Annotated in this window: 22 protein-coding genes; 5 read left to right on the top strand and 17 right to left on the bottom strand. The window is 33.3% G+C overall.

Annotated elements, in window-relative coordinates:
• Positions 1 to 84 precede the first annotated feature (84 nt).
• The 7 genes from COI44_RS07175 to COI44_RS07145 form a co-directional block, all read right to left on the bottom strand.
• Positions 85 to 1,182, bottom strand: coding sequence for an L-dopachrome tautomerase-related protein (locus tag COI44_RS07175; protein WP_098427314.1), 1,098 nt, complete (start codon positions 1,180 to 1,182; stop codon positions 85 to 87).
• 522 nt (positions 1,183 to 1,704) lie between these two features.
• Positions 1,705 to 2,043: a DUF5655 domain-containing protein gene (locus COI44_RS07170; RefSeq protein ID WP_098427313.1), complete on the bottom strand. Its 339-nt coding sequence runs from the start codon at positions 2,041 to 2,043 to the stop codon at positions 1,705 to 1,707.
• Positions 2,044 to 2,213: 170 nt separating this feature from the next.
• Entirely contained in the window at positions 2,214 to 3,488 is a 1,275-nt protein-coding gene (locus COI44_RS07165) for an ATP-binding protein (protein WP_286163805.1), read from the bottom strand.
• 183 nt (positions 3,489 to 3,671) lie between these two features.
• The gene (locus COI44_RS07160) at positions 3,672 to 4,649 is read right to left on the bottom strand and encodes a VanW family protein (protein WP_098427312.1); all 978 of its coding nucleotides are present in this window, start codon (positions 4,647 to 4,649) and stop codon (positions 3,672 to 3,674) included.
• A gap of 335 nt (positions 4,650 to 4,984) precedes the next feature.
• The gene (locus COI44_RS07155; RefSeq protein ID WP_098427311.1) at positions 4,985 to 5,863 is read right to left on the bottom strand and encodes an aminoglycoside phosphotransferase family protein; all 879 of its coding nucleotides are present in this window, start codon (positions 5,861 to 5,863) and stop codon (positions 4,985 to 4,987) included.
• Between the two features lie 45 nt (positions 5,864 to 5,908).
• Positions 5,909 to 6,358 carry a VOC family protein gene (locus tag COI44_RS07150; protein WP_098427310.1) on the bottom strand — a complete coding sequence of 150 codons (450 nt, stop codon included), beginning with the start codon at positions 6,356 to 6,358 and terminating at the stop codon, positions 5,909 to 5,911.
• 16 nt (positions 6,359 to 6,374) lie between these two features.
• Entirely contained in the window at positions 6,375 to 7,553 is a 1,179-nt protein-coding gene (locus COI44_RS07145) for a MalY/PatB family protein (RefSeq protein WP_098427309.1), read from the bottom strand.
• Between the two features lie 314 nt (positions 7,554 to 7,867).
• On the opposite strand from COI44_RS07145, the gene COI44_RS07140 reads away from it, so the two are divergent.
• Entirely contained in the window at positions 7,868 to 8,056 is a 189-nt protein-coding gene (locus tag COI44_RS07140) for a hypothetical protein (protein WP_097978761.1), read from the top strand.
• Between the two features lie 108 nt (positions 8,057 to 8,164).
• Here the strand turns inward: COI44_RS07140 and COI44_RS07135 are convergent, their stop codons facing one another.
• A complete protein-coding gene (locus COI44_RS07135) occupies positions 8,165 to 8,776 on the bottom strand; it encodes a hypothetical protein (protein ID WP_098427308.1) in 612 nt (203 codons plus the stop codon).
• Between the two features lie 414 nt (positions 8,777 to 9,190).
• On the opposite strand from COI44_RS07135, the gene COI44_RS07130 reads away from it, so the two are divergent.
• Complete coding sequence (locus COI44_RS07130) at positions 9,191 to 9,805, top strand: RraA family protein (protein WP_286163824.1); 615 nt, start codon at positions 9,191 to 9,193, stop codon at positions 9,803 to 9,805.
• 84 nt (positions 9,806 to 9,889) lie between these two features.
• Here the strand turns inward: COI44_RS07130 and COI44_RS07125 are convergent, their stop codons facing one another.
• The 3 genes from COI44_RS07125 to COI44_RS07115 all read right to left on the bottom strand — a co-directional run bounded on the left by COI44_RS07125 (position 9,890) and on the right by COI44_RS07115 (position 12,517).
• On the bottom strand, positions 9,890 to 10,333 hold the full coding sequence (locus COI44_RS07125; RefSeq protein ID WP_098427306.1) for an NUDIX domain-containing protein: 444 nt from the start codon (positions 10,331 to 10,333) through the stop codon (positions 9,890 to 9,892).
• Between the two features lie 52 nt (positions 10,334 to 10,385).
• Positions 10,386 to 11,474, bottom strand: coding sequence for an NAD(P)H-dependent flavin oxidoreductase (locus tag COI44_RS07120; RefSeq protein ID WP_098427305.1), 1,089 nt, complete (start codon positions 11,472 to 11,474; stop codon positions 10,386 to 10,388).
• A gap of 86 nt (positions 11,475 to 11,560) precedes the next feature.
• Complete coding sequence (locus tag COI44_RS07115; protein WP_098427304.1) at positions 11,561 to 12,517, bottom strand: S8 family peptidase; 957 nt, start codon at positions 12,515 to 12,517, stop codon at positions 11,561 to 11,563.
• Between the two features lie 288 nt (positions 12,518 to 12,805).
• Here COI44_RS07115 and COI44_RS24050 point away from each other — a divergent pair, with 288 nt between their 5' ends.
• Entirely contained in the window at positions 12,806 to 12,949 is a 144-nt protein-coding gene (locus COI44_RS24050) for a hypothetical protein (RefSeq protein WP_179887038.1), read from the top strand.
• Positions 12,950 to 13,112: 163 nt separating this feature from the next.
• On the opposite strand, the gene COI44_RS07110 is transcribed toward COI44_RS24050, so the two are convergent.
• The 4 genes from COI44_RS07110 to COI44_RS07095 form a co-directional block, all read right to left on the bottom strand.
• Entirely contained in the window at positions 13,113 to 13,598 is a 486-nt protein-coding gene (locus COI44_RS07110; protein WP_098427303.1) for a cysteine hydrolase family protein, read from the bottom strand.
• Between the two features lie 325 nt (positions 13,599 to 13,923).
• Entirely contained in the window at positions 13,924 to 14,985 is a 1,062-nt protein-coding gene (locus COI44_RS07105; protein ID WP_098427302.1) for a DmpA family aminopeptidase, read from the bottom strand.
• A gap of 848 nt (positions 14,986 to 15,833) precedes the next feature.
• Positions 15,834 to 16,175 carry a hypothetical protein gene (locus tag COI44_RS07100; RefSeq protein WP_098427301.1) on the bottom strand — a complete coding sequence of 114 codons (342 nt, stop codon included), beginning with the start codon at positions 16,173 to 16,175 and terminating at the stop codon, positions 15,834 to 15,836.
• A gap of 157 nt (positions 16,176 to 16,332) precedes the next feature.
• A complete protein-coding gene (locus tag COI44_RS07095; RefSeq protein WP_098427300.1) occupies positions 16,333 to 16,758 on the bottom strand; it encodes a DUF7878 domain-containing protein in 426 nt (141 codons plus the stop codon).
• 180 nt (positions 16,759 to 16,938) lie between these two features.
• On the opposite strand from COI44_RS07095, the gene COI44_RS07090 reads away from it, so the two are divergent.
• Complete coding sequence (locus COI44_RS07090; protein ID WP_098427299.1) at positions 16,939 to 17,184, top strand: hypothetical protein; 246 nt, start codon at positions 16,939 to 16,941, stop codon at positions 17,182 to 17,184.
• 140 nt (positions 17,185 to 17,324) lie between these two features.
• On the top strand, positions 17,325 to 17,564 hold the full coding sequence (locus tag COI44_RS07085) for a DUF6429 family protein (protein ID WP_098427298.1): 240 nt from the start codon (positions 17,325 to 17,327) through the stop codon (positions 17,562 to 17,564).
• Positions 17,565 to 17,587: 23 nt separating this feature from the next.
• On the opposite strand, the gene COI44_RS07080 is transcribed toward COI44_RS07085, so the two are convergent.
• Together COI44_RS07080 and COI44_RS07075 are read right to left on the bottom strand one after the other, a co-directional pair.
• A complete protein-coding gene (locus COI44_RS07080) occupies positions 17,588 to 18,067 on the bottom strand; it encodes a hypothetical protein (RefSeq protein WP_098427297.1) in 480 nt (159 codons plus the stop codon).
• A gap of 191 nt (positions 18,068 to 18,258) precedes the next feature.
• Positions 18,259 to 20,316, bottom strand: a 2,058-nt coding sequence (locus COI44_RS07075; protein ID WP_098427296.1) for a hypothetical protein, incomplete at its 5' end; no start/stop codon positions are given.

Genomic DNA, 20,316 nt, shown 5'->3' with positions numbered 1-20,316 from the left:
GCAGAAGTAAATATAGTTAATACTTCTTGTTTACTCGTGTTTGTTTTACACTATAAAATGAAAACAATTAATTGACTATTTTTATTATGAAAATGTCGGAGCAGGGAATTCATCAATTTTGATACGAAGTAAACTATAAGGTTTCTGTCGTAAGTCTTCTCCATAATGAAATCTAGGCTGTCGATGTAACTGGTTCACAATGAAATACAAATATTGATCCGGACCTATTGAAAAAGTATCCGGCCACAAAATTCTCGGATCATGTGCGATAGTTTCCATTATGCCATTTGGAAATATCTTACGGATACAGTTGTTTTCATAATCTCCAGCATAAACAGTTCCCTTTGCATCGGTGATCATTCCATCAGACGCACCTTTTTCTCCCCAATACTTCACATGATAAGGTACATCCATGTCCGGTATCGTTCTGTCTCTCAGGGCTTCTGTTGAAATCGAGAACAAGTGACGACTGGTTAGTGGAGCAAAAAATAATCTCTTTCCATCGGGAGAAATGGCAAGACTATCAGACGCCAATCTAAATGGAGAAGTTGAACCGTCTTTGTTTCGATTCAGTAAAATTTGACCTTCTACTTTCGGTAAAAAATAAGGATCAGGTGAAGTTGAATTTGCCCCATTTAACCGTCTAAACGCGTTTCCATTTGATAAATCTACGACGATAATAGCTCCTGGTCCTCTTGAAGATGAATCCGTTATATAAGCATAACCTGCTTTTCCAACACGAAAATCAAAACGGACATCATTCAGATAAGTTGTAGGCAGGACAACCTCTTCTGTAAAGGTATATACTTTGTTTATTGTATTAGTTTCTAAATCAACAGCGACTAATTTTGCCCCTCCTTTAATAGGTTCAGAAAAATTTGGTGCCGCTGTATCTAATATCCAAAGCGTTCCCCTTCCATCAGCAACTACACTTTGGACACTAATGAAAGTCATTGTGATATTCTCAGGGTTAACCAAATTGGTTTGTAAATTAGGATAAGGCTCCAATTTATCCTCAACAATTTCCCCCACCGTAAATTTAACATCGTCTCCCCATTTCGGAAAGCAAATGAAAATACGACCGGTTTCTGAAACAGTAACACCTGTTGGCATAGCCCCATAAAATGCATAAACTAGTTCTAAATTACCGAAATATTTTTCACTAGGTAACATAGGTTTCATAATATCCTCCTCAAGCATTCAAACGGGATATCTCCAATATATTATTTATATTTTTTTTAGTGTCTGTTTCTTAATAAGCTTTTTTTCTCCATAATCCCACATTTTTACCCAAGGATAAGTTTTTTCTGGTAAAAAGAAAGAACGGCTCTTCTAGTGGTCTATTACACTCATATCACATTTTATGCTATAAATTTCAGTAGCAGGATGGGTGCTTATTTCTCTCAACTAAACTGCAATTTTGTTCAATAAAAAAGGACCGACAAAAATCGTTGATCACGTTGTTTAACTAAAGCCTGCTTTAGATGATTAAAAATAAAAAAGAGAAACTCACAGGAGAAAGAGTTTCTCTAAAAAACAGGTGATATTGGTAAAAAATTAATACAAGAAATGAAATATTATTATATAAAAATTAGTATTAATTGTTTTGGTTAATGAGCTTATCTTCAAATTTAATCGGGAGCATTACTATTACAGATATAGACCAGATATAAATCCTAAGAAACTGCTATTCATTGATAATAACTAACACATCAAATGATATGATTCTTTTAAAAGAACTAAAAACTCTTGATTTAGATCGTCTATACTATGGAATCTAAAATTATTGTGAAATCGGTTTTTGGAAACTTGTTCAATTTTAGTAATCTTTTCGTGTTCAATTTGGTGGTTTGTCACTAAATTAAAATCTAACCATTTCTTTTTTGGATGAACTCCTCCAAAAGAAAATTTATTCAAAAGATGAATAGAGGTCTTTTTAAACTCAATTTTAAATGCACCTATTTCTTTCAATAAATCGAGGATTTTTGAATATATTTCATAAACATTAGATGCCTTATTTGAGAATAATTCATCTTCTGACATATTGTCATCTCCTTAGTTCTTCTTACCATAGAAGATAGTATTAACATTTAATTTGCCTCTTTTTACATCATTTTACAACTATCTTTATTAAGCTAAACTTCCATTTAGCTAAATAAGGAAATCAACAGAGTTAAGGCCCTCATAATTATTACATGAAATAATAAAATCAATTATTCAAAAGAAAACCCCACAGTTTGATTCTTTTCCCAATTTTGCTTTTTTTGTTTACGTAAACTTGATCTCATATCGTCGCATACTCGAATGATATCTACTTTTTGTTCACAGTCCCACTCAATTATGATTGAAATATATAACTCATTTAATTGAGCATAAGAGAAGTCATTTGTTGAATCGATTAGTAGCTGTAATTCTTCATTATTTAAAATTCGATTTAATTTTTTCTTTTGTAAGTAGTCTGAACGCATTTCTTTTGTTGGTTGTTTAATTTCATATGCTCGATCAAATCTACCGGAGCGGTTCATTAAAGCTGGATCGATTTTTTCAGGATAATTAGTCGTTCCAATTAAAAATAAACCTTCTTTAGAAGTTGCCCCATCGATTGTGTTTAGGAATACTGAGCGAACCGAAGGAGGCATACTGTCAATATCCTCGATAACTAGTACCATTGGCGTTAATTTTAACACTGAACTAAAAACCTCTTTAATTGTGTAACTTGATGTGTATTCAGTAATTTGCCAATATGCAACAGGTGCGTTAATACTACTTGCAATTGATTTTACTAATGTTGTTTTTCCATTTCCAGGATTTCCATATAATAAAAAACCTCGTTTATATGGGATATCATATGTTCTAAAGAAATCTCGACCTTCATTAAAGAAATGGTCTATTGATCGATAAATTTCTCTTTTTAATGATTCTTCTAAAAATACATCTTCTCTACTAACCATTTTGGTAATATTTTCAATTGATGTTTCTACACCATCATCTGTATCTGTATAGACTGTTACATAATTTTTAATATAATCTCGTTTTCTTTTTAGTACGTATTGAAAAAAGGATGAAAGACATGAATCATTTTTAGCAAAAATCAGGTCTCTATTATATTGATTATCCGCTTCAAATATCATCGCTTTCGATAAAGCTACTCCGTAATTCGGATAATAATACAATCCATTTTCAACCCTTGGCTTAATGATCAGTTCCAATTTTTTATCAGTGTGATTCGAAGAAATAGTTTTTGTTTCAAGTTCATTATAAATATGGCTGATTAATTGAACTTCACTCGATTCTTCTTTAAGATCTTCTTCTAGAATTTCCCAAATTTCATTTGTAGTATCCTCATCTGAATACATTTGAAAATCTACTCCAAAAGTATCAATTAGCTGACTTTGAATAGTTGAAATGATCTTTCCGTAATCGTAGTAATAAGGTAATGTATTTCGTTCCATATCCTTCGAATCAAATAATACATTTATTTTTGTCATGCAATTCTCCTTTGTTTTCAAATCTTTCTTATAATTCTAAATCCTTAGTTTCTATAAGTCTAGTGTTGAAAGATTAGACTTTCATTATTTTTTATCCATAATGATCCTAATTCATAAAAAACACAAAAACCCCTCAAGGATCTTTCATTTCCCTTGTGGGGTTTACTTAGTATGTATTAATTTTTAATCCCCTACAGACTTATGCGGTGGAATTATTTTTCCTTTTCTAGAAGGATTTGAAGAATGTTTGTCATCTTCTGTATTTATTTCTTCTGGTAAACGAGTTGGAGCTATAGGGACATTTCTTACTTCATAATTGATTACATCGGAAGAATGAAGCGTAACAATCATACTTCCACCATATTGTTTTGCTCGAATTAGAATGGGCTGATTATATTTATTTTGAAAACGGAAGTCTGGTCCATACCAACTAACAGTAGCATCACGCCCTGCTGGTACATATGGAACTCGTCTACTATGGGTATATCTTTCAATAATTTTTAGACCAGCGCGATCTACTGCATTAAATAGAGTAGAGGACACTTGACATATACCTCCTCCTACTCCTTCAGACAATTCACCCTTTACAATGATCGGTGCACGTTTGTATCCCTTTGCTCCACTTCTCTCTCCTACTACCTTATTAAAAGAAAAAACTTCATTTGGGAAAACTACGTAATTATCAATTGCTTTTGCTGCAAGTGAAATATTATGCACCCGACTTTTATTATTCGAATTAAAGTAGGTTACATATTGTCCAATTTGTTGAATCCTTATATGAGCTAATAATTCACTATCGACTTTAGGATAAATATCTAACTCTGGTACTTCAATTTTAGAAGGACCTTTACTATAAAAATATGTTGTAAATTTATCCCTAAACTCTTTTTTATAAAGCCTGTATCCTACCTGTCCTGGTACAATCCTACCTTGTTCATTGATTGTCGCATTTATAGGGTTACGGTAAATTTGTTGATCAAGTTTTTCAATAAATTGATTAAACTTTTTATCGTTTATCATTGGTGTACCTGGAAGTGACATTGTAAAATCTTCGCGATTAACTACAGCAATCGGATGGCCCTGCTGAATAACAGTTAAGCTGTCAGGAAGTTCAACTGATTGCGTCATTAATAAAAAACTAGCTAGTAATTTTTGGATCATAGTCGTATCTCACCCCAACATTAGTATGAACAAGATTCCATACTTTCATGTTTATTTAAAGATCATTTACTTATGCTCTTACTTTGCGATAACTTTTTACCATAAAAATAGAGAAGGACTTTTCGTCTTCTCTAATCTATTTTTACAGTATATTTGTTTATTTTAATCGATTTTAAAGTCTTTTTAATTATTATTTCTATTAATTTTTGTGGTTTTTATTCTATTTATTCATAATTGGTAGCTTATTTGCAGTTACAACTTTTTTATTTGCACTATCTGTGAAGTTTCAAGATACAAAAAAACGAGCTGCTATTAGGCAACTCGTAAATTTTTCATCAAGATTTAAAATCATTCATGATGACATTTATCGTATTAAATGATTCTTCTCTTATCGTTGTAGAATGATCTTTATTTACATTAAATGTAATTAAAGCCTTCCATAGAGCCCAACCTCTCGCTCTATTCCAAGTATTTTCATCAAAGTTTAGAACCTTTTTAAAAACGTTTCTACTATCAGTATCAAAAAATGTCCATGCCATTGCTGCATCACATGATGGATCACCTACTCCTAGTATTCCAAAATCAATGACCGCACATAGCTTTCCATTTTTAACAAGTAAGTTTCCAGGCGCAATATCGCCATGCACCCATACTGGTTCATACTCCCATTTGGAACTGAGTGCTGTTTCCCAAATTTCTGTTAATAAATCTTTGTTAAAAAACTCTTTTGTTTGTTCTATTGAATCCCTAGTTTCTTGGTCGTAAACAGCTAAGTTTCCACCTCTAAAGAAATTATGCTTTCCTGCAATCGGTCCTCCATTAGCATCAATTGACTGGAACTCCTTTAAAAATTGCCCTAAATCTTTTGCAAATTGACTTAAATCACTTATATTTTCTTTATTTAAAGATTCTCCATCAATCCATTCATTGATTGTCCAAGGCCAAGGATAGTATTTACTAGGATTTCCTTTTGCTAACGGTTTAGAAACTTGTAAACTTAGTTTATTCGCTAAAATGGGTAACCACTTATGCTCTTTTTCAACCTGAGGGACATAACATTCTGCGCTTGGTAATCTTACACTCATCTTATCCCCTAAATGAAACGTTCTGTTATCGTTTCCACTTAATTCTACAGGCTTTATTTCTAAGTGAGACCAAATTGGAAATTGTTCATTAATTAATTGTTTTACTAATTCAACATTTATTTTATCCATCTAATCTCCCCATTTTTGCTATCAAACTAAAAAATTATTTGTATTTTACTTTTGAGTGATCAATATGAATGTAACGCCGAACTTGTCTGTAACTGTTCCGAATGCGGGACTAAATGGTACTGCTTCTAACGGGGCAATAACATGGCCATCTTGTTTTAATGAATTAAAAATGCGCTTTGTTTTTTCTACGCTATCGATTGAAAGATTAATCGTGACTTCTACTTTTCTATTTTGATAATTAGGTGCATTTTGTTGAAAATCATTGTCCATATTCGAATTCGTTTGAATAGGGGCATCAAATAACATAAGGTCACTTTCTCCGATTTTTAAAATTGCATTTGCAACACTATTTTTTAATGCTTCTGGACAAGGTATTGGCATTTCACCGTATGTTTGTATATTTAGAACTTCTGCTTCAAGTTCTTTTTCATAAAAATGAACTGCTTCTTTAGCATTCCCACTCATAACAATACATGGTGTTATTTTTAACGTCATAATGCCATCTCCTTCTCTATTTCTTACTAGCTTTTACAGCTTTCTCTAATCGTGTCATGGCTTCTTCTAATGTTTTACGTGTACAAGCGTAATTCAATCTCATAAAACCATCCCCATTTATTCCAAAACCGCGACCTTCATTTAAACCTAATTTAGCATCATTAATCATAAATTCGTTTAATTGGTCACCTCTTAGGCCTAAACCTCTAAAATCAAGCCACCCTAAGTACGTCGCTTCTGTCACTCTCATTTTTACTTCTGGAATATTTGTTTTTAAATAATTATATATGAACTCCGCGTTTCCTTTTAAATAAATCAATAATTCATCAAGCCAATTTTCACCTTCGTTATACGCTGCTATTACCGCCTCAATTCCAAAAATATTTAAGTTTTCTAAACTAGAACGAGCAATCGCATGAGAAAACTCTGTAAATAAATCTTGATTTGGAATAACAGCAAGTGACGAAAATAAGCCTGCAATATTGAATGTTTTGCTTGGCGACATAAATGTAATACTCATATTTGCTGCATCTTCATTTAATGAATAAAAAGGTATGTGACTACCTTTCTTGTAGACTAAATCAGCATGAATTTCGTCTGCTATTACAACGATTTTATTCCTTTTACATATTTCAAATAAACCTGATAATTCCTCTTTCGTCCAGACTCTTCCAACAGGATTTGCAGGGCTACATAGAATAATCATTTTAGTTTTTGAAGTAATTTTATTTTCTAGATCTTCTAAATCCATATAGTAATAACCATCTTCTTCAATTAAAGAATTTTCAACGATGTTTCTTCCATTATTTCTAATTGTACTGAAAAATGGAAAGTAAACGGGTGGCTGAATGATGATTTCATCACCTGGTTTTGTGAAAGCATCAATGGCTAAATTTAATGCTGGTACCACACCAGGTATATTTGTTAACCATTCTCTTTTAATCGAAGTATTATAACGTTTACTTGCCCAATTCATTGCTGATTCAAAAAATTCTTCAGGTATATGTCCATAACCATAAATAGGATGTTGAGCTCGTTTCGTAATAGCCTCTACAATCCCGGGTGCACAAGCAAAATCCATATCAGCAACCCATAAAGGTAGTACATCCGTACATCCAAATACACGATCAACTGAGTCCCACTTTGTACTATTTGTATTTTTTCTATTATGTTCTTCATTAAAGTTAAAGTTCATTTTTAATCCCCCACCATTTTTCGGTCATTTATGATTAAGATTTTACTATTTATTCCAATATATAGTTAATCAATAGTATTTTCGTAAACATAATTACTATCCAAATTATACTATTCCGCTAGAAAATTCAAATTTTAATATTAATTTAAAATGAAATGCCCGGCCAAGAACAACACTTTATAAAAATGGTGGGGTTTGTAAGAATTTCTAGCTTCAATCTTTCATTAGATGTCTATCTAATTCAAAAAACGATCTATTTTTTTCATAAAGCTAGTAAATAATAATTAACATCTAAATGTGAAGGAGGATCTGTAATGAAAAAAGAAGATGAATATACTGATGATATGAATCAAATTTTGGAAATTATCAATGCTAAAGGAGATACTGGTGAATTACTTGAAATTGTAGACAAATATAAACAAGCTGAAAATCCAGAATGTAATCATGATATTTTTTATCAAGAACTACGAGTAATTGCTGAGGATAGTGCAAAAGAAGATTAAATAAAGTAGGTTAAATGAGTAGTGGAACGTTGTTTAGTTCCACTACTTTTTACTATTTTTATAAATCGAAACCATCCATTTGAATCTTTATATGTAATACCAATAAATTTATAAACTATATTCTTCAGTTGGAATTTTACCTTTTAAAATATCATATTCAGCTTTCATTTCACCAAATTTTTGAGGATTTCCATGGTCTGGTGCATAATCAGGGTGCCAAAGCTTTGTATATTCCCTCATCTGTTTCTTCCAAACCTCAGCACTATCATTCGGATTGAAATACTTGAAATTATGTTTTTTATTTTTTTTGATAGAAGTAGAATAATTTCTTAAATACTCTTCCCAGACTCTAGCCCAATCAACTATCTTCTTTTTATATTCTTTTGCTTTCTCAGCATTTTTCCTTTTTTCTTCTTTCTTCCAATCTTCCATTCTTTGACTAAAATCTTTAATACCTTGTTTGGAGTTTCGCCATCTTAGCTCTGCATCTCTTATTTCTTGATCTGTAATATCTTCAAATAAATTTTCATCGTTAAGAACTTCATCAAGATTTTCTTCATTTTCTTTTGAATTTATATGTAGGTCATACATTTCTTCTATCATTTTTTCGATTAATTCTGCACTAGTTTTCCCTGTAAGTTGGGATAGCTTTTCCAGTTTTTCAGTAGATTCTATTTGAACCTTGTGTGTTAAATAGACGTATTTAGTTTTGTTTCTCAAGCACCTCAACTCCTTAATTAAATGTTACTATACAAGGATATATCGATATATTAAATAATGAAGTCAATCATGTTACATTCTTAGGCATCCTCTTAATTAAAAAAGGACTGGTCTAAAAATAGACTAATCTAAAATATTAATAATATAGTGAAACTTAATGGACTTCATAAACTTTTTTTTTTTGAAAATAACTTGATTTCACTTCAATCAGATCTTAATTACATGATGTTTAAATTCAAGATATTTAAAGATTAAACTATTTTTTATTATCAACTTATTTTATTCGATATTAATCTATTTCAACCTTTCTTAATTCAATAATTATTTTTTATCAAGCTTAATAATGTTTTCGAAATTCTCACGAGATCAAATTATTTATATAATTTCATTAAATAAATGATTTAAAAGGGAGAGATTTCTATTATTAATCAATTTAAAATTATACCAACAACTTGTATTTCAGACGTAATGGATGGACTAAATAATATGGATCCGTCAATAAAGCCTTTAAAAGAAGATTATAGATTTGCTGGAAGAGCACTGACTGTTAAAATCCCTGTTGGCGATAACTTAGCTGTTTTGAAGGCAATTCGTGAAGCAAATCCAGGTGATGTGATCGTAATCGATGCAAAAGGGGATCGATACCGGGCAATTGCAGGGGATTTTGTTGTTGGAATGGCACAAACAATGGGTGTTAGTGCAATAGTTGTTGATGGGGTAATCCGGGATATATGCGGTATTAAAAAATTAAATTTCCCGGTATTCTGTAAAGGAACTACCGTAGCTGCAAGTGGAAAAATTGGGGTAGGTGATATTAATATTCCAATATCATGTGGAGGTACATCGGTTATCCCAGGTGATATCATTGTTGGTGATGCAGATGGAGTAGTTGTAATCCCTCAATCGGAAGCAAAAACGATTCTAGAAAAATCATTAGATAAAATAAAAAAAGATGAACAAAGAGAAGAACAAGTATCTGGTAATATTGAAGCTATTAAATCGTATATTGATCGTATGCTTTTAAAGTAACAAAAGTATAAATTATTTACCTCTATAAAAAAAGGTTCTCAATTTAGGTTTTCAAATAAACCTATTAGAACCTTTTTTACTTGGTTAAAATTTTAATTTTTTCAACTGACTTTTTATAAAAGGATCAATATCCTCAGGCAATTGACTTAAATGAAAGAATTGCGCTTTAATTGATTGATTTTGATCTGGACAAATTTCATTTTCGAAATCTGTGCAAATATAACCAATTGCTACTGTATGATATTCGTCTCCGCTTCCCTCAACTTTATTTATAAATTCTGCTCCGGAATATACACCAATTAATGATAAAGAATTTACCTTAAGACCGATGTCTTCGAGAACAGTTCGCTTAACACATTCTTCAACCGATTCATTTAATTGTAAAATCCCACCTGGTATCCCCCAATTGCCTCCTCCATATTGATAAAGTAAGATTTCACCTACAGAATTTAGGATAGCAACACTTGGACGTACAATAATTATAGGGGCATTTCCAATCTTTTCTCTCATCCCTTCACAATAATTCATATAGCCTCCTAATCTATAATATTAGTACCAACTAATTTTCATAGCATTCAATTCAATTTTTTCCAATACCTTGAATTAGTTTTTTAGCTTCATCCATTATTTCATTTATTAAGTTTTCTACCGATTCCTTTTTAGCTAATCTAGGACTTTGTCCCGACCAGAGTGACATAAACTCTTTATTATTTTGTACAGAAGATGCTTTTCTCATCGTTTGGGTAATCGTATTTTGAACTGGAAACTGTGGTAAATCAGCTTCGTATTTTTTCATTTCCGTAATAAACTTATTTTCAATTCCTCTTGCCCATTTCCCTGAAAATGAACGGGTCAAAACTAACTGGTCTTCAGTAGAATTTAGAATAGCATTTTTATGTATTTCATGTGCCCCACTTTCAATACAGGTTAGAAAAGCGGTACCCATTTGAACAGCTTTCGCCCCTAAACAAAGAGACGCTATTAAGCCTCTTCCGTCCATAATTCCACCTGCTGCAATTACTGGAATCCTAACCTGATCAACTACTTGAGGAATCAGAGACATTAATCCTATTAAACTTTCCTCATGATCGTTTAAGAAATTACCTCGATGTCCACCTGCTTCACTACCTTGTAAGACAATTAGATCCATTCCTAATTTCTCAATTTCAATTGCTTCATTTACAGTAGTTGCTGTACCAATCAAAATAATATTATGAAGCTTTAACTCTTTTATCATTTCCTTTGAAGGTAAACCAAATGTAAATGAACAAATCGGAACACCTTCTTCAATGATCACTTTTATTTGTTCGTGGAATGTATCATTAAAAGAATTAAAATTTTGAACTTGTATGCGATTATTTTGTTTTATATTTAATTCTTCATTGAAAGGTTGTAATAAATCATTGGAATTTGAAATTTCATTCTCATTTACTATAAAGTCATTTGGGACAAATAAATTAATTCCAAAGCTATTATTAGTTAACCTTTTTATTTCTCTAATTTGTTCACGTATTTGTGATGGAGTCATATAGCCTGCTCCGATTGTACCTAAAGCTCCACAATTTGAGACTTCAGCTACAAAATCTGAGGTTGTGATTCCACCAGCCATCGGAGCTTGAATAATTGGATATTCTATCTTTAAAAGTTCAGTTATTTGATTTTTAAACATTCATTTCACCTCTATTAATTTTAACTTTTTTCTACTCACCAAAAAAGTCCCGAATAGTCTAGTAACACTACCCGGGACTTTACTTATTATTTTATTACATTCGGAGATTTTGCGGGTACATTTACGCCTAGATTTAACAGTCCATGGCCTTCCTCAAACGTACTGTATCCGATTGGTACTGTATGACTTATTAACAGTTCGAACAAATCTGGTTCAGTGATTTTCTCATTATTCTCTGACTCAAACTGTTGAATTAATAATGCAATTGCCCCTGATACATGTGGTGTTGCCATTGATGTACCAGAAAGAACAGCATATTGATTTGTCGGATAAGTCGAAAGAATTTTTTCTCCCGGCGCAACTAAATCAATTTCGTTATTTGTATTACTAAAATTGGATAATCGTTTTTGAAGACTTACGGAACCTACTTCTATAACTTCATCGTAAGCACCTGGATAGCTATATTCATTGGTTGAGCCATCCCCATCACCTTCGTTACCAGCTGCGCATACAACGGCTATATTTTGCTCAACCGCTCTTTGAATCGCTTCATGTAACGAAGAATCATCCTCTGGGCCACCTAATGACATTGAAATCACTCGAACAGTTTCGCCATTAGAGCCTTTCCAATTCGTCGCATAATCAATCGCTTGTACAATTGATTCAATGCTACCTTCCCCAGCACCAGTTAGTACTTTTAAAACGAGAAGTTTTGCTTTTGGAGCTACCCCTACAACTCCTTCTCCATTTTCAGAAGCTGCAATCGTCCCACATACATGTGTACCGTGACCGTTATTATCTAAGAATACGTTAGGATCCCCACCGTAATCTTCAGTAAAATTATATCCACCAATTATTCGCTCTTGTAATTCAGGGTGGTCAGTCTGACAGCCAGTATCAATAACTGCACAAACCACGTCTTCCCCTTGACACCCTTTGTCCCAAATAGATTTAGCATCAATTAAACGAACTCCAGGTGGTACTTCATTTGTACTACCTTTAACTTCTTCCAGCTTGTAAGGAATTAATCTAAATTTAGACATGCCTACCAACTCCTTTTTGGGATTTATTCATAAAGGATAAATCTTTGAGGTATAGATTAGTATTCTACATTCATCCATAATTTTCCTTTAAACAAATTCAACTTTATTTAAAATTAATTCTAAAACGGTTTGAAATTTATAGATTCACTTATTTAATTAAGCAAATTGATAAATCTTCTTTCACTACATAAAAACTTTGCTAACCTTTACATCAAATTAATCTTAGCTTAAAAAAATAGATTTATAATCTAATAGTATTAAGGCATTATTCAAACTAGGGGGAATAATATGCTTACTAATTTTTTAACTGAATTCAAATTTTGGTGGTTTGGAGAGTTACGAGAAGAAATAGAAGAAATTGAACGAAATGAATCCAAGCATACAAGAGTTCGATTTGACTCTGATATTTATGAATTAATCCGTATCCATTAGAATAATATGAGAAAGTTTGTCTAAATTTCCAATAGATAAGATTAGAACCACAAGATCATTCAATTTACCTTGTGGTTTCTTTGTTTTATTTTTCAATAAAAAATAGTGCTCAAAGTACCATGACTTATAAGAGCACTTTTTATGTTATCAATCTATTTTTATATTAAATAATGTATGGGACAACATTATATGAAATAATGTTTCGATCGCGGTACGTTTGAGTTATTACATCACTTTTTGTACTTAAAATTCCATTTTGCAATAAGACTGGTTTAAATCCTCTTTCACTAGCTCCATTATAAGTAAATAGAACACAATGTTCTGCTGCAAATCCAGCTATTATAACTAACTCAACATCATTTCCTTTCAAAATCTGTTCTAACTCAGTATTCCAAAATGCATTTGAATGTTCTTTTGAAACACAAATATCTGGTTCTTCTACTTTAATTTCCGGGATGAAAGAAAGTAATTCTGAATTTAGTTCATCTGCTCCTTCAATATCTTGAACATGTATAACTAAATGATTTTTAGATCGGATACGGTCAGCAACAAAGTTTATATATTCACAAGCACCTTCGACATTCAATGATTCTTTTTTATCCTCTAAAAATATTTTTTGCATATCAACTATAAGAAAAGCAATTTTCATTATTTCCCCTCCATGACACTTTATATTCCTTTTAAGTAATTATTCTATTTTTTTTGTGATAGTCCTACTTTATTTAAAATAAAAGAGTCATTCAAAACAGCTCTAATGGATTTAGAAAATAGAAAAAAGCATTGAAATAGTGATCAATGCACACTCTGTTGAAAAAAGAATTTGACAATTAATGATCAAATTTTCGTAAAAGGAGTAGAGTGATGTTGATTTATCAAAAAAAGTTTACGATAAAAACCTAATTAAATATCCTTTACTTAGTGTAACATTACAGAATATTAATCAGTTTGTAAGTCAATTGAGATTGAACTATCATCTATATTAAGTTAACATTGTACTTTTCTATTAAATCTTTAAAAGCTGGTCGTTCATTTCCATCTCTCCCAACGATATGTGTTGCTGTTACTAGAGAGTTTAAAACTGCTTCTTCAGTTGCTTCGCCTACTGCTCTAAATGCTAGATCAATATCTTCTTCATGTATAGTCGGAACCGTGATGCAATGCGTTGTTTTTTCATGAGGTATTTTTGTTGCAGTTGAAAAGCCGATGACGACTTCACCACTTCCAGTTGTAATAATTGAGCCCGTTCTAGATAAACCGGTAACTGTTCTTTTAATGATACGATTTAGTTGCCTTTCAGATACGGGCAGGTCCGTTGCAACAATCATAATGATTGAACCCTTATCTTGTTCGTCTCGTTCTTTTAAGATATGGTCTCGCAATTCCACTCCAACAGGCTTTCCATTTACTTTTAAATCGCTTAAAATCCCAAAGTTTGATAAGACTAAAACACCCATTGTATATGTACCATGTTCCATCTTTATAACTCGCGAAGCTGTTCCAATCCCACCTTTTAATGAATAACAAAGCATTCCAGTTCCTGCTCCAACAGTTCCTTCTTTCACATCTGAAGCAGCGTTACTTAATGCTTGAAAAACATGGTCTTTCGTTATGTATCTAGCTCGTACATCATTTAAAAGCATATCATTACACTCGCAAATTACTGGGTTAACAGTACCTGTCGTACGACCTATTTCTGGGTTATGTTCTAACATATATTCAATTAATGCGTCTGCAGCTGTCCCAATGCTTAGCGTATTTGTTAAAATAATTGGCGTTTCAATCGTTCCTAACTCATTAATCTGAATCGTTCCCATCGACTTACCAAACCCATTAATAACATGCGATGACGCGATTAACTTGTCCTTAAATAGATTTCCTTGATGAGGAAATATTGCTGTAACACCAGTTTGGATGTCTTGATTGCTGATCGTTACATGCCCCACTGTAACCCCGTAAACATCCGTAATCGAATTTAGTTTTCCTGTTTCCAGGTACCCAATATTAACACCATAATCTCTAATTCTTTTTTGACTCATTAGATATTCCCCCAGTTTCACTAAACTATAAAAAGCCCTTATTCAGAGCTTTTTGTTAAAAAATATATCAGTTACTTTCTGTTATTTTCATTTTCTCTTGATTTTTTTTGACCTTTAAAGGGATATAAGTAAAAGAAATTAACGCCCCACTTATCATTAGTAGAATCATCAATGATGTGACTATTAGTACGATTTTTTTGGAAAATACTTTCATCATAAATTGATTTCTCCTGTTATGATTAATCTCTTACGAATTATTTTAACAGATAACTTAGAAAATTAGATACTTACTTATTAAAAATAAAAATCTCAATTACTCCCCAAGATCATCCTCAATCTAAAAATTCCTATGATTAACTAATAAGGAAATTATTACCATACAATAAAAATGAACTATTCCCATTTCCTAACATACCCTGTATTAACCTTGTTTTCTTGGTGGCATTGGTAAACAGGTACACATCACTTTTATCTTCATGGTAAAAGTGATTTTTCAACTAAAATTTTTAAAAAAAACACAAGGTAAAATTTTACCTTGTGCTTTATTTTATTATATAAATCTTTTACTTTTTTTCCATTACAGCAAAATAATTTACTTTCTCAGTCCAAAAGTTCACTGCTCCTCTAGTTAGAAAATTGAAGTGTTAGTAATGAGACTTTGATGACTAGTTTTTATTTCTAGATAAATTTTTGTACTCTTTAAACTTAAATATCTTTAATGATTACTATTGAGTTATCTGGGCGCACTAGATGAACAGCGTAGCCCTCTTCTTTATTGTTTAATTCCCAAACTGTTCCTGCAATAGTTTTGTTATCTTTGAGTCAAGTTTATAGCCGTTTCCATTTTGCTAATACATACTTTGCTTGTAATCCACTTCAAATTCCTCTTTTTTACCATCTTTCTCAAGAAAAGTGAGTCTTAAATCTGTGGACTCAATTTGTTTATCCTCAATTTTTTTTAATTTAAAACCTTTTTCGAGTTTATTAATTAAATCATGATCTTTATCCCCCGAATAAATAATTGTATCTATTGAAGTAACTCCAATGATACAAACAATTTTACTAGTTTGACTTTCTGTATTTGATTTCATAGTGCAGCCAAATAGGAATATACAACTTAAAAAAACGAATAGAAGTTTTCTCATTAATCCTCCATATTTTTTCGATTTTCTAATTAAATTTAACATCATACCCATTACTCCTTTTAAACTATTAGAAAATAATTAAAAAGATATATTAAGCATATAAAATCAAATTTTTTTTTAGTAAAATTCCCCTATCAAAATGCACTAAAAAAGAGTTACTCTTGCAACTCTTTTAGTAAAACACATTGATTAATAATAAAAATTACTCATTAAATTTATCAAGTGTATAATCATAATTGATTTCAATAAGTCCATCATTTAACGCAGTAAGAAATCTATTTACAGACTCAACTAATACCTCTGTATTAATATATTCTGTCGGTTCAAACATTTGCCACACCGAATAAATCCCCCACTTGTCATCTCCTTTATATAGGAAATTCATAAGATCTTCATTTCGATTAATCGATTCATAATTCATGTTATCTCTTGATCCATTTTCTACCTTTTGAACCCATCCACTTAATTGACTCGCAAATTCAGTAAGATTTAAATTCGGGTCATGAAAAAATAAAGTTTCATTTAAATAGATATTTAATGAGCCATCTATATATTTTCCAGTATTGGCAACATAAGCCGGTTCTGTAGGTATATAATCATTTAATATAAACAAAAATTTTATATTCATAAAATTCTCCTTTCGTTTTTAGTTCAATCTTTATTTATGTATTTTAGTGCTTAATGTCTATTGTTTCCTATTTTTGGTATTTCCCTCAATTTTATTTTTCTTTTTTAGTATTATTTTAGGTTTTTTAAAACAAATAAATTTTATTTGGTCTTATCTAAAAAAAGAAAGTGGGATAACGATTTGAATCAATTTATTGCTGGTCTTTTTGAATCGATTCTTATATTAATTTTAGCATTCGCGTTTGTCTATAAATATTCAGAAATTGGCACAAGAACTACTCATTTTGTTTGTCCTAGTTGTAGTAGTCGCTTTAAATTATCAAAATTAAATTTTGCTTTAGCATTTAAAACCGGTAAAGTAAATGAAAGGCTAGTTACATGTCCCGTTTGTGGTCATAGAGATCAAATGCCAATTATAAATGATTAATTTACGATATTATTTTCGCTACCATTATAAGGTACCAATTTATAGTTTATTAATTAGAAATAAGAGGAAACCTTATATTTAAAAAGGTTTCCTCTTATTTCCTTATTTTTTTAATATAAATTAGAAAGGAACTATTTAAAATGCAAGAACTAATCGATGAATTAACTTTATTGTTATTATATTTAACAGCATTCGAAGAAAACACAGTATTAGGTGAAACCACACTCAGAAGTTGGAAAGGCTATCCTTTCGAAACATTAAATAAATTATCGAATAATAATCTCATATTTTTTAGTAATCGTGCTAAATCAGTTTACTTAACAGTAGATGGAATAAAATTAGCTAACAAATTATTGCAGAAATATACTATTCAAAAATGATGATTTCAGAATGCAGATCAAGGTTATTCACAATGATTATCGCATTGTATCAAGTAATCATTCATTAAAATGTTCGTTGCTTTTTTTATATTTGTTACGGTTAAAAAAAGACTATCTTTTTCTCCTATAAAGAATGATTTCACACCAACCTTACACCATAAACTACCGTAAATTTTACTAAATACTCCTGGAATACCAGGGGGAATATTTAATAGAGCGAAAATAGTTTCTTCTTTAAATTTAACATTAAGTGATTCAAGTACTTCTCTAACTACTTTTAGATCATGTTTATTTTGCAATTCAGTTGTACCAGGTACGAGTCTAACAAAATTATTATTTTCACCACTTTTTGTCAGTAAAATCCCAACAATATTTACTGAATCGTTAGCAATATCTTTTAAAACACAACTTAAAGTTTCATCATTTACTTTAAAAGTAAATTGGGTTCTATATTCAAGATCGAATTGTAACTGATCGACTTTACGGCTATTAAAGCGATTCAAATTCTCCACATCCTTAATTTTTTTTATAAGGTATGTGAAAAAAAATAAAATGTTTTTAGTTGAAGATTAAAGCACATCTTATCTATTTTTAAATTATCTCTAAATAAAGAATCCCCATATAAATGACAGTAAAATCTATTCTAACTGTCTATCATATGGGGTTATTATTTTAAAAAGCCATTAAAACTAGCTTAAGGTGTAAATGTTATTATATTCATATCTCTATTAATTGCCAATGATGAAGTAAGGTTTGACGCAGCGGTAAAAATTACTCTAAGACTATAGGTTGATGTTGCATTTGCAGGTGCAACATTTACTTGAGTACTTGCGAATTGGTATCTGTGAGTACCAGCTGTAGGTTGGCTACTATTAAATATTCTAGTATCTATTAAAGTCGCATCCCTATAAAGTCGCAACTCAAATGTAATTGACCAGTTTGCATTAACCACTATCTCAATCGCTGTTGCATAGTCAATTTTAAGCTGTTGATTTGCAAGTACAGCTTGAGTGATACTTACAATTGTTACTTCTGTATTAAGTGGTGGGAATACGGCAATCGATCCAGCGTTTTCTGCAAATGTTAGAGTTGGTCTTTGACCTGTTGGACCCGTTACTCCGGTTACTCCTGTTGCACCCGTCACTCCGGTTGCGCCTGTTGCTCCAGTTGCGCCTGTCGCTCCGGTTGTTCCGGTTACTCCGGTTGGGCCAGTTGATCCGGTTACTCCTGTTGTTCCTGTTGTTCCGGTTACTCCTGTCGCCCCAGTTATTCCGGTTGCGCCTGTTACTCCTGTTACTCCCGTTACTCCCGTTACTCCCGTTACTCCGGTTGCGCCTGTTACTCCGGTTGCGCCTGTTACTCCTGTCGCTCCGGTTGCTCCTGTTACTCCTGTCGCTCCGGTTGCTCCTGTCGCTCCGGTTGCTCCTGTTACTCCTGTCGCCCCGGTTGTTCCGGTTACTCCCGTTATCCCTGTCGTTCCGGTTGCTCCGGTTGTTCCTGTCGTTCCGGTTGTTCCGGTTGTTCCGGTTACTCCGGTTGGGCCAGTTGATCCGGTTACTCCTGTTGTTCCTGTTGTTCCGGTTACTCCTGTCGCCCCAGTTATTCCGGTTGCGCCTGTTACTCCTGTTACTCCTGTTACTCCCGTTACTCCTGTCGCTCCGGTTGCTCCTGTTGCGCCTGTTACTCCGGTTGCGCCTGTTACTCCTGTCGCTCCTGTTACTCCTGTCGCTCCGGTTGCTCCTGTTACTCCTGTCGCTCCGGTTGCTCCTGTTACTCCTGTAGCCCCGGTTGTTCCGGTTACTCCCGTTATCCCTGTCGTTCCGGTTGCTCCGGTTGTTCCTGTCATTCCGGTTGTTCCGGTTACTCCTGTCGTTCCGGTTGTCCCGGTTGTCCCGGTTGTCCCGGTTACTCCCGTTGCGCCTGTCGCTCCGGTTGCTCCCGTTATTCCTGTCGCTCCGGTTGCTCCCGTTACTCCTGTTACTCCCGTTATTCCGGTTACTCCCGTTATTCCGGTTGCTCCTGTTATCCCGGTTGCTCCTGTTACTCCTGTTACTCCCGTTACTCCCGTTACTCCTGTTGTTCCTGTTGTTCCGGTTACTCCCGTTACTCCCGTTACTCCGGTTGGGCCAGTTGATCCGGTTACTCCTGTCGCCCCGGTTACTCCTGTTGATCCTGACATTCCGGTTGGGCCAGTTGATCCGGTTACTCCCGTTACTCCAGTTGGGCCAGTTGATCCGGTTACTCCTGTCGCCCCGGTTATTCCGGTTGCGCCTGTCGTTCCAGTTATTCCGGTTGTTCCGGTTACTCCTGTCGCTCCCGTTACTCCTGTCGCCCCAGTTATTCCGGTTGCTCCTGTTGTTCCGGTTACTCCTGTTTCTCCTGTTTCTCCTGTCGCTCCCGTTACTCCCGTTATCCCTGTTGCCCCGGTTATTCCGGTTACTCCGGTTGCTCCTGTCGCTCCGGTTATTCCTGTTGTTCCAGTTAATCCTGTTGTCCCGGTTGTTCCGGTTACTCCGGTTGTTCCAGTCGCTCCGGTTGCTCCTGTTTCTCCCGTTGTCCCTGTCGTTCCGGTTGTTCCTGTTACTCCCGTTGTCCCTGTCGTTCCAGTTGTTCCTGTTACTCCCGTTACTCCTGTCGTCCCAGTTATTCCGGTTGTCCCGGTTGCTCCGGTTGCTCCGGTTGCTCCGGTTACTCCCGTTGCTCCGGTTACTCCCGTTACTCCGGTTACTCCGGTTACTCCGGTTGCTCCTGT

It is taken from the genome of Bacillus sp. AFS088145, from assembly GCF_002564465.1.
GTDB lineage: Bacteria > Bacillota > Bacilli > Bacillales > Bacillaceae_G > Gottfriedia.
This window is presented reverse-complemented; position numbering and strand designations above follow the sequence as displayed.

What these genes read in the sequence shown, in the direction of transcription:
- COI44_RS07160 (WP_098427312.1), bottom strand. Translation starts at nt 4,649, where the DNA reads ATGATCCAAAAATTACTAGCTAGTTTTTTATTAATGACGCAATCAGTT.
- COI44_RS24050 (WP_179887038.1), top strand. Translation starts at nt 12,806, where the DNA reads ATGCTTACTAATTTTTTAACTGAATTCAAATTTTGGTGGTTTGGAGAG.
- COI44_RS07145 (WP_098427309.1), bottom strand. Translation starts at nt 7,553, where the DNA reads ATGAACTTTAACTTTAATGAAGAACATAATAGAAAAAATACAAATAGT.
- COI44_RS07120 (WP_098427305.1), bottom strand. Translation starts at nt 11,474, where the DNA reads ATGTTTAAAAATCAAATAACTGAACTTTTAAAGATAGAATATCCAATT.
- COI44_RS07100 (WP_098427301.1), bottom strand. Translation starts at nt 16,175, where the DNA reads ATGATGTTAAATTTAATTAGAAAATCGAAAAAATATGGAGGATTAATG.
- COI44_RS07125 (WP_098427306.1), bottom strand. Translation starts at nt 10,333, where the DNA reads ATGAATTATTGTGAAGGGATGAGAGAAAAGATTGGAAATGCCCCTATA.
- COI44_RS07115 (WP_098427304.1), bottom strand. Translation starts at nt 12,517, where the DNA reads ATGTCTAAATTTAGATTAATTCCTTACAAGCTGGAAGAAGTTAAAGGT.
- COI44_RS07155 (WP_098427311.1), bottom strand. Translation starts at nt 5,863, where the DNA reads ATGGATAAAATAAATGTTGAATTAGTAAAACAATTAATTAATGAACAA.
- COI44_RS07175 (WP_098427314.1), bottom strand. Translation starts at nt 1,182, where the DNA reads ATGAAACCTATGTTACCTAGTGAAAAATATTTCGGTAATTTAGAACTA.
- COI44_RS07140 (WP_097978761.1), top strand. Translation starts at nt 7,868, where the DNA reads ATGAAAAAAGAAGATGAATATACTGATGATATGAATCAAATTTTGGAA.
- COI44_RS07105 (WP_098427302.1), bottom strand. Translation starts at nt 14,985, where the DNA reads ATGAGTCAAAAAAGAATTAGAGATTATGGTGTTAATATTGGGTACCTG.
- COI44_RS07170 (WP_098427313.1), bottom strand. Translation starts at nt 2,043, where the DNA reads ATGTCAGAAGATGAATTATTCTCAAATAAGGCATCTAATGTTTATGAA.
- COI44_RS07085 (WP_098427298.1), top strand. Translation starts at nt 17,325, where the DNA reads ATGCAAGAACTAATCGATGAATTAACTTTATTGTTATTATATTTAACA.
- COI44_RS07165 (WP_286163805.1), bottom strand. Translation starts at nt 3,488, where the DNA reads ATGACAAAAATAAATGTATTATTTGATTCGAAGGATATGGAACGAAAT.
- COI44_RS07110 (WP_098427303.1), bottom strand. Translation starts at nt 13,598, where the DNA reads ATGAAAATTGCTTTTCTTATAGTTGATATGCAAAAAATATTTTTAGAG.
- COI44_RS07095 (WP_098427300.1), bottom strand. Translation starts at nt 16,758, where the DNA reads ATGAATATAAAATTTTTGTTTATATTAAATGATTATATACCTACAGAA.
- COI44_RS07150 (WP_098427310.1), bottom strand. Translation starts at nt 6,358, where the DNA reads ATGACGTTAAAAATAACACCATGTATTGTTATGAGTGGGAATGCTAAA.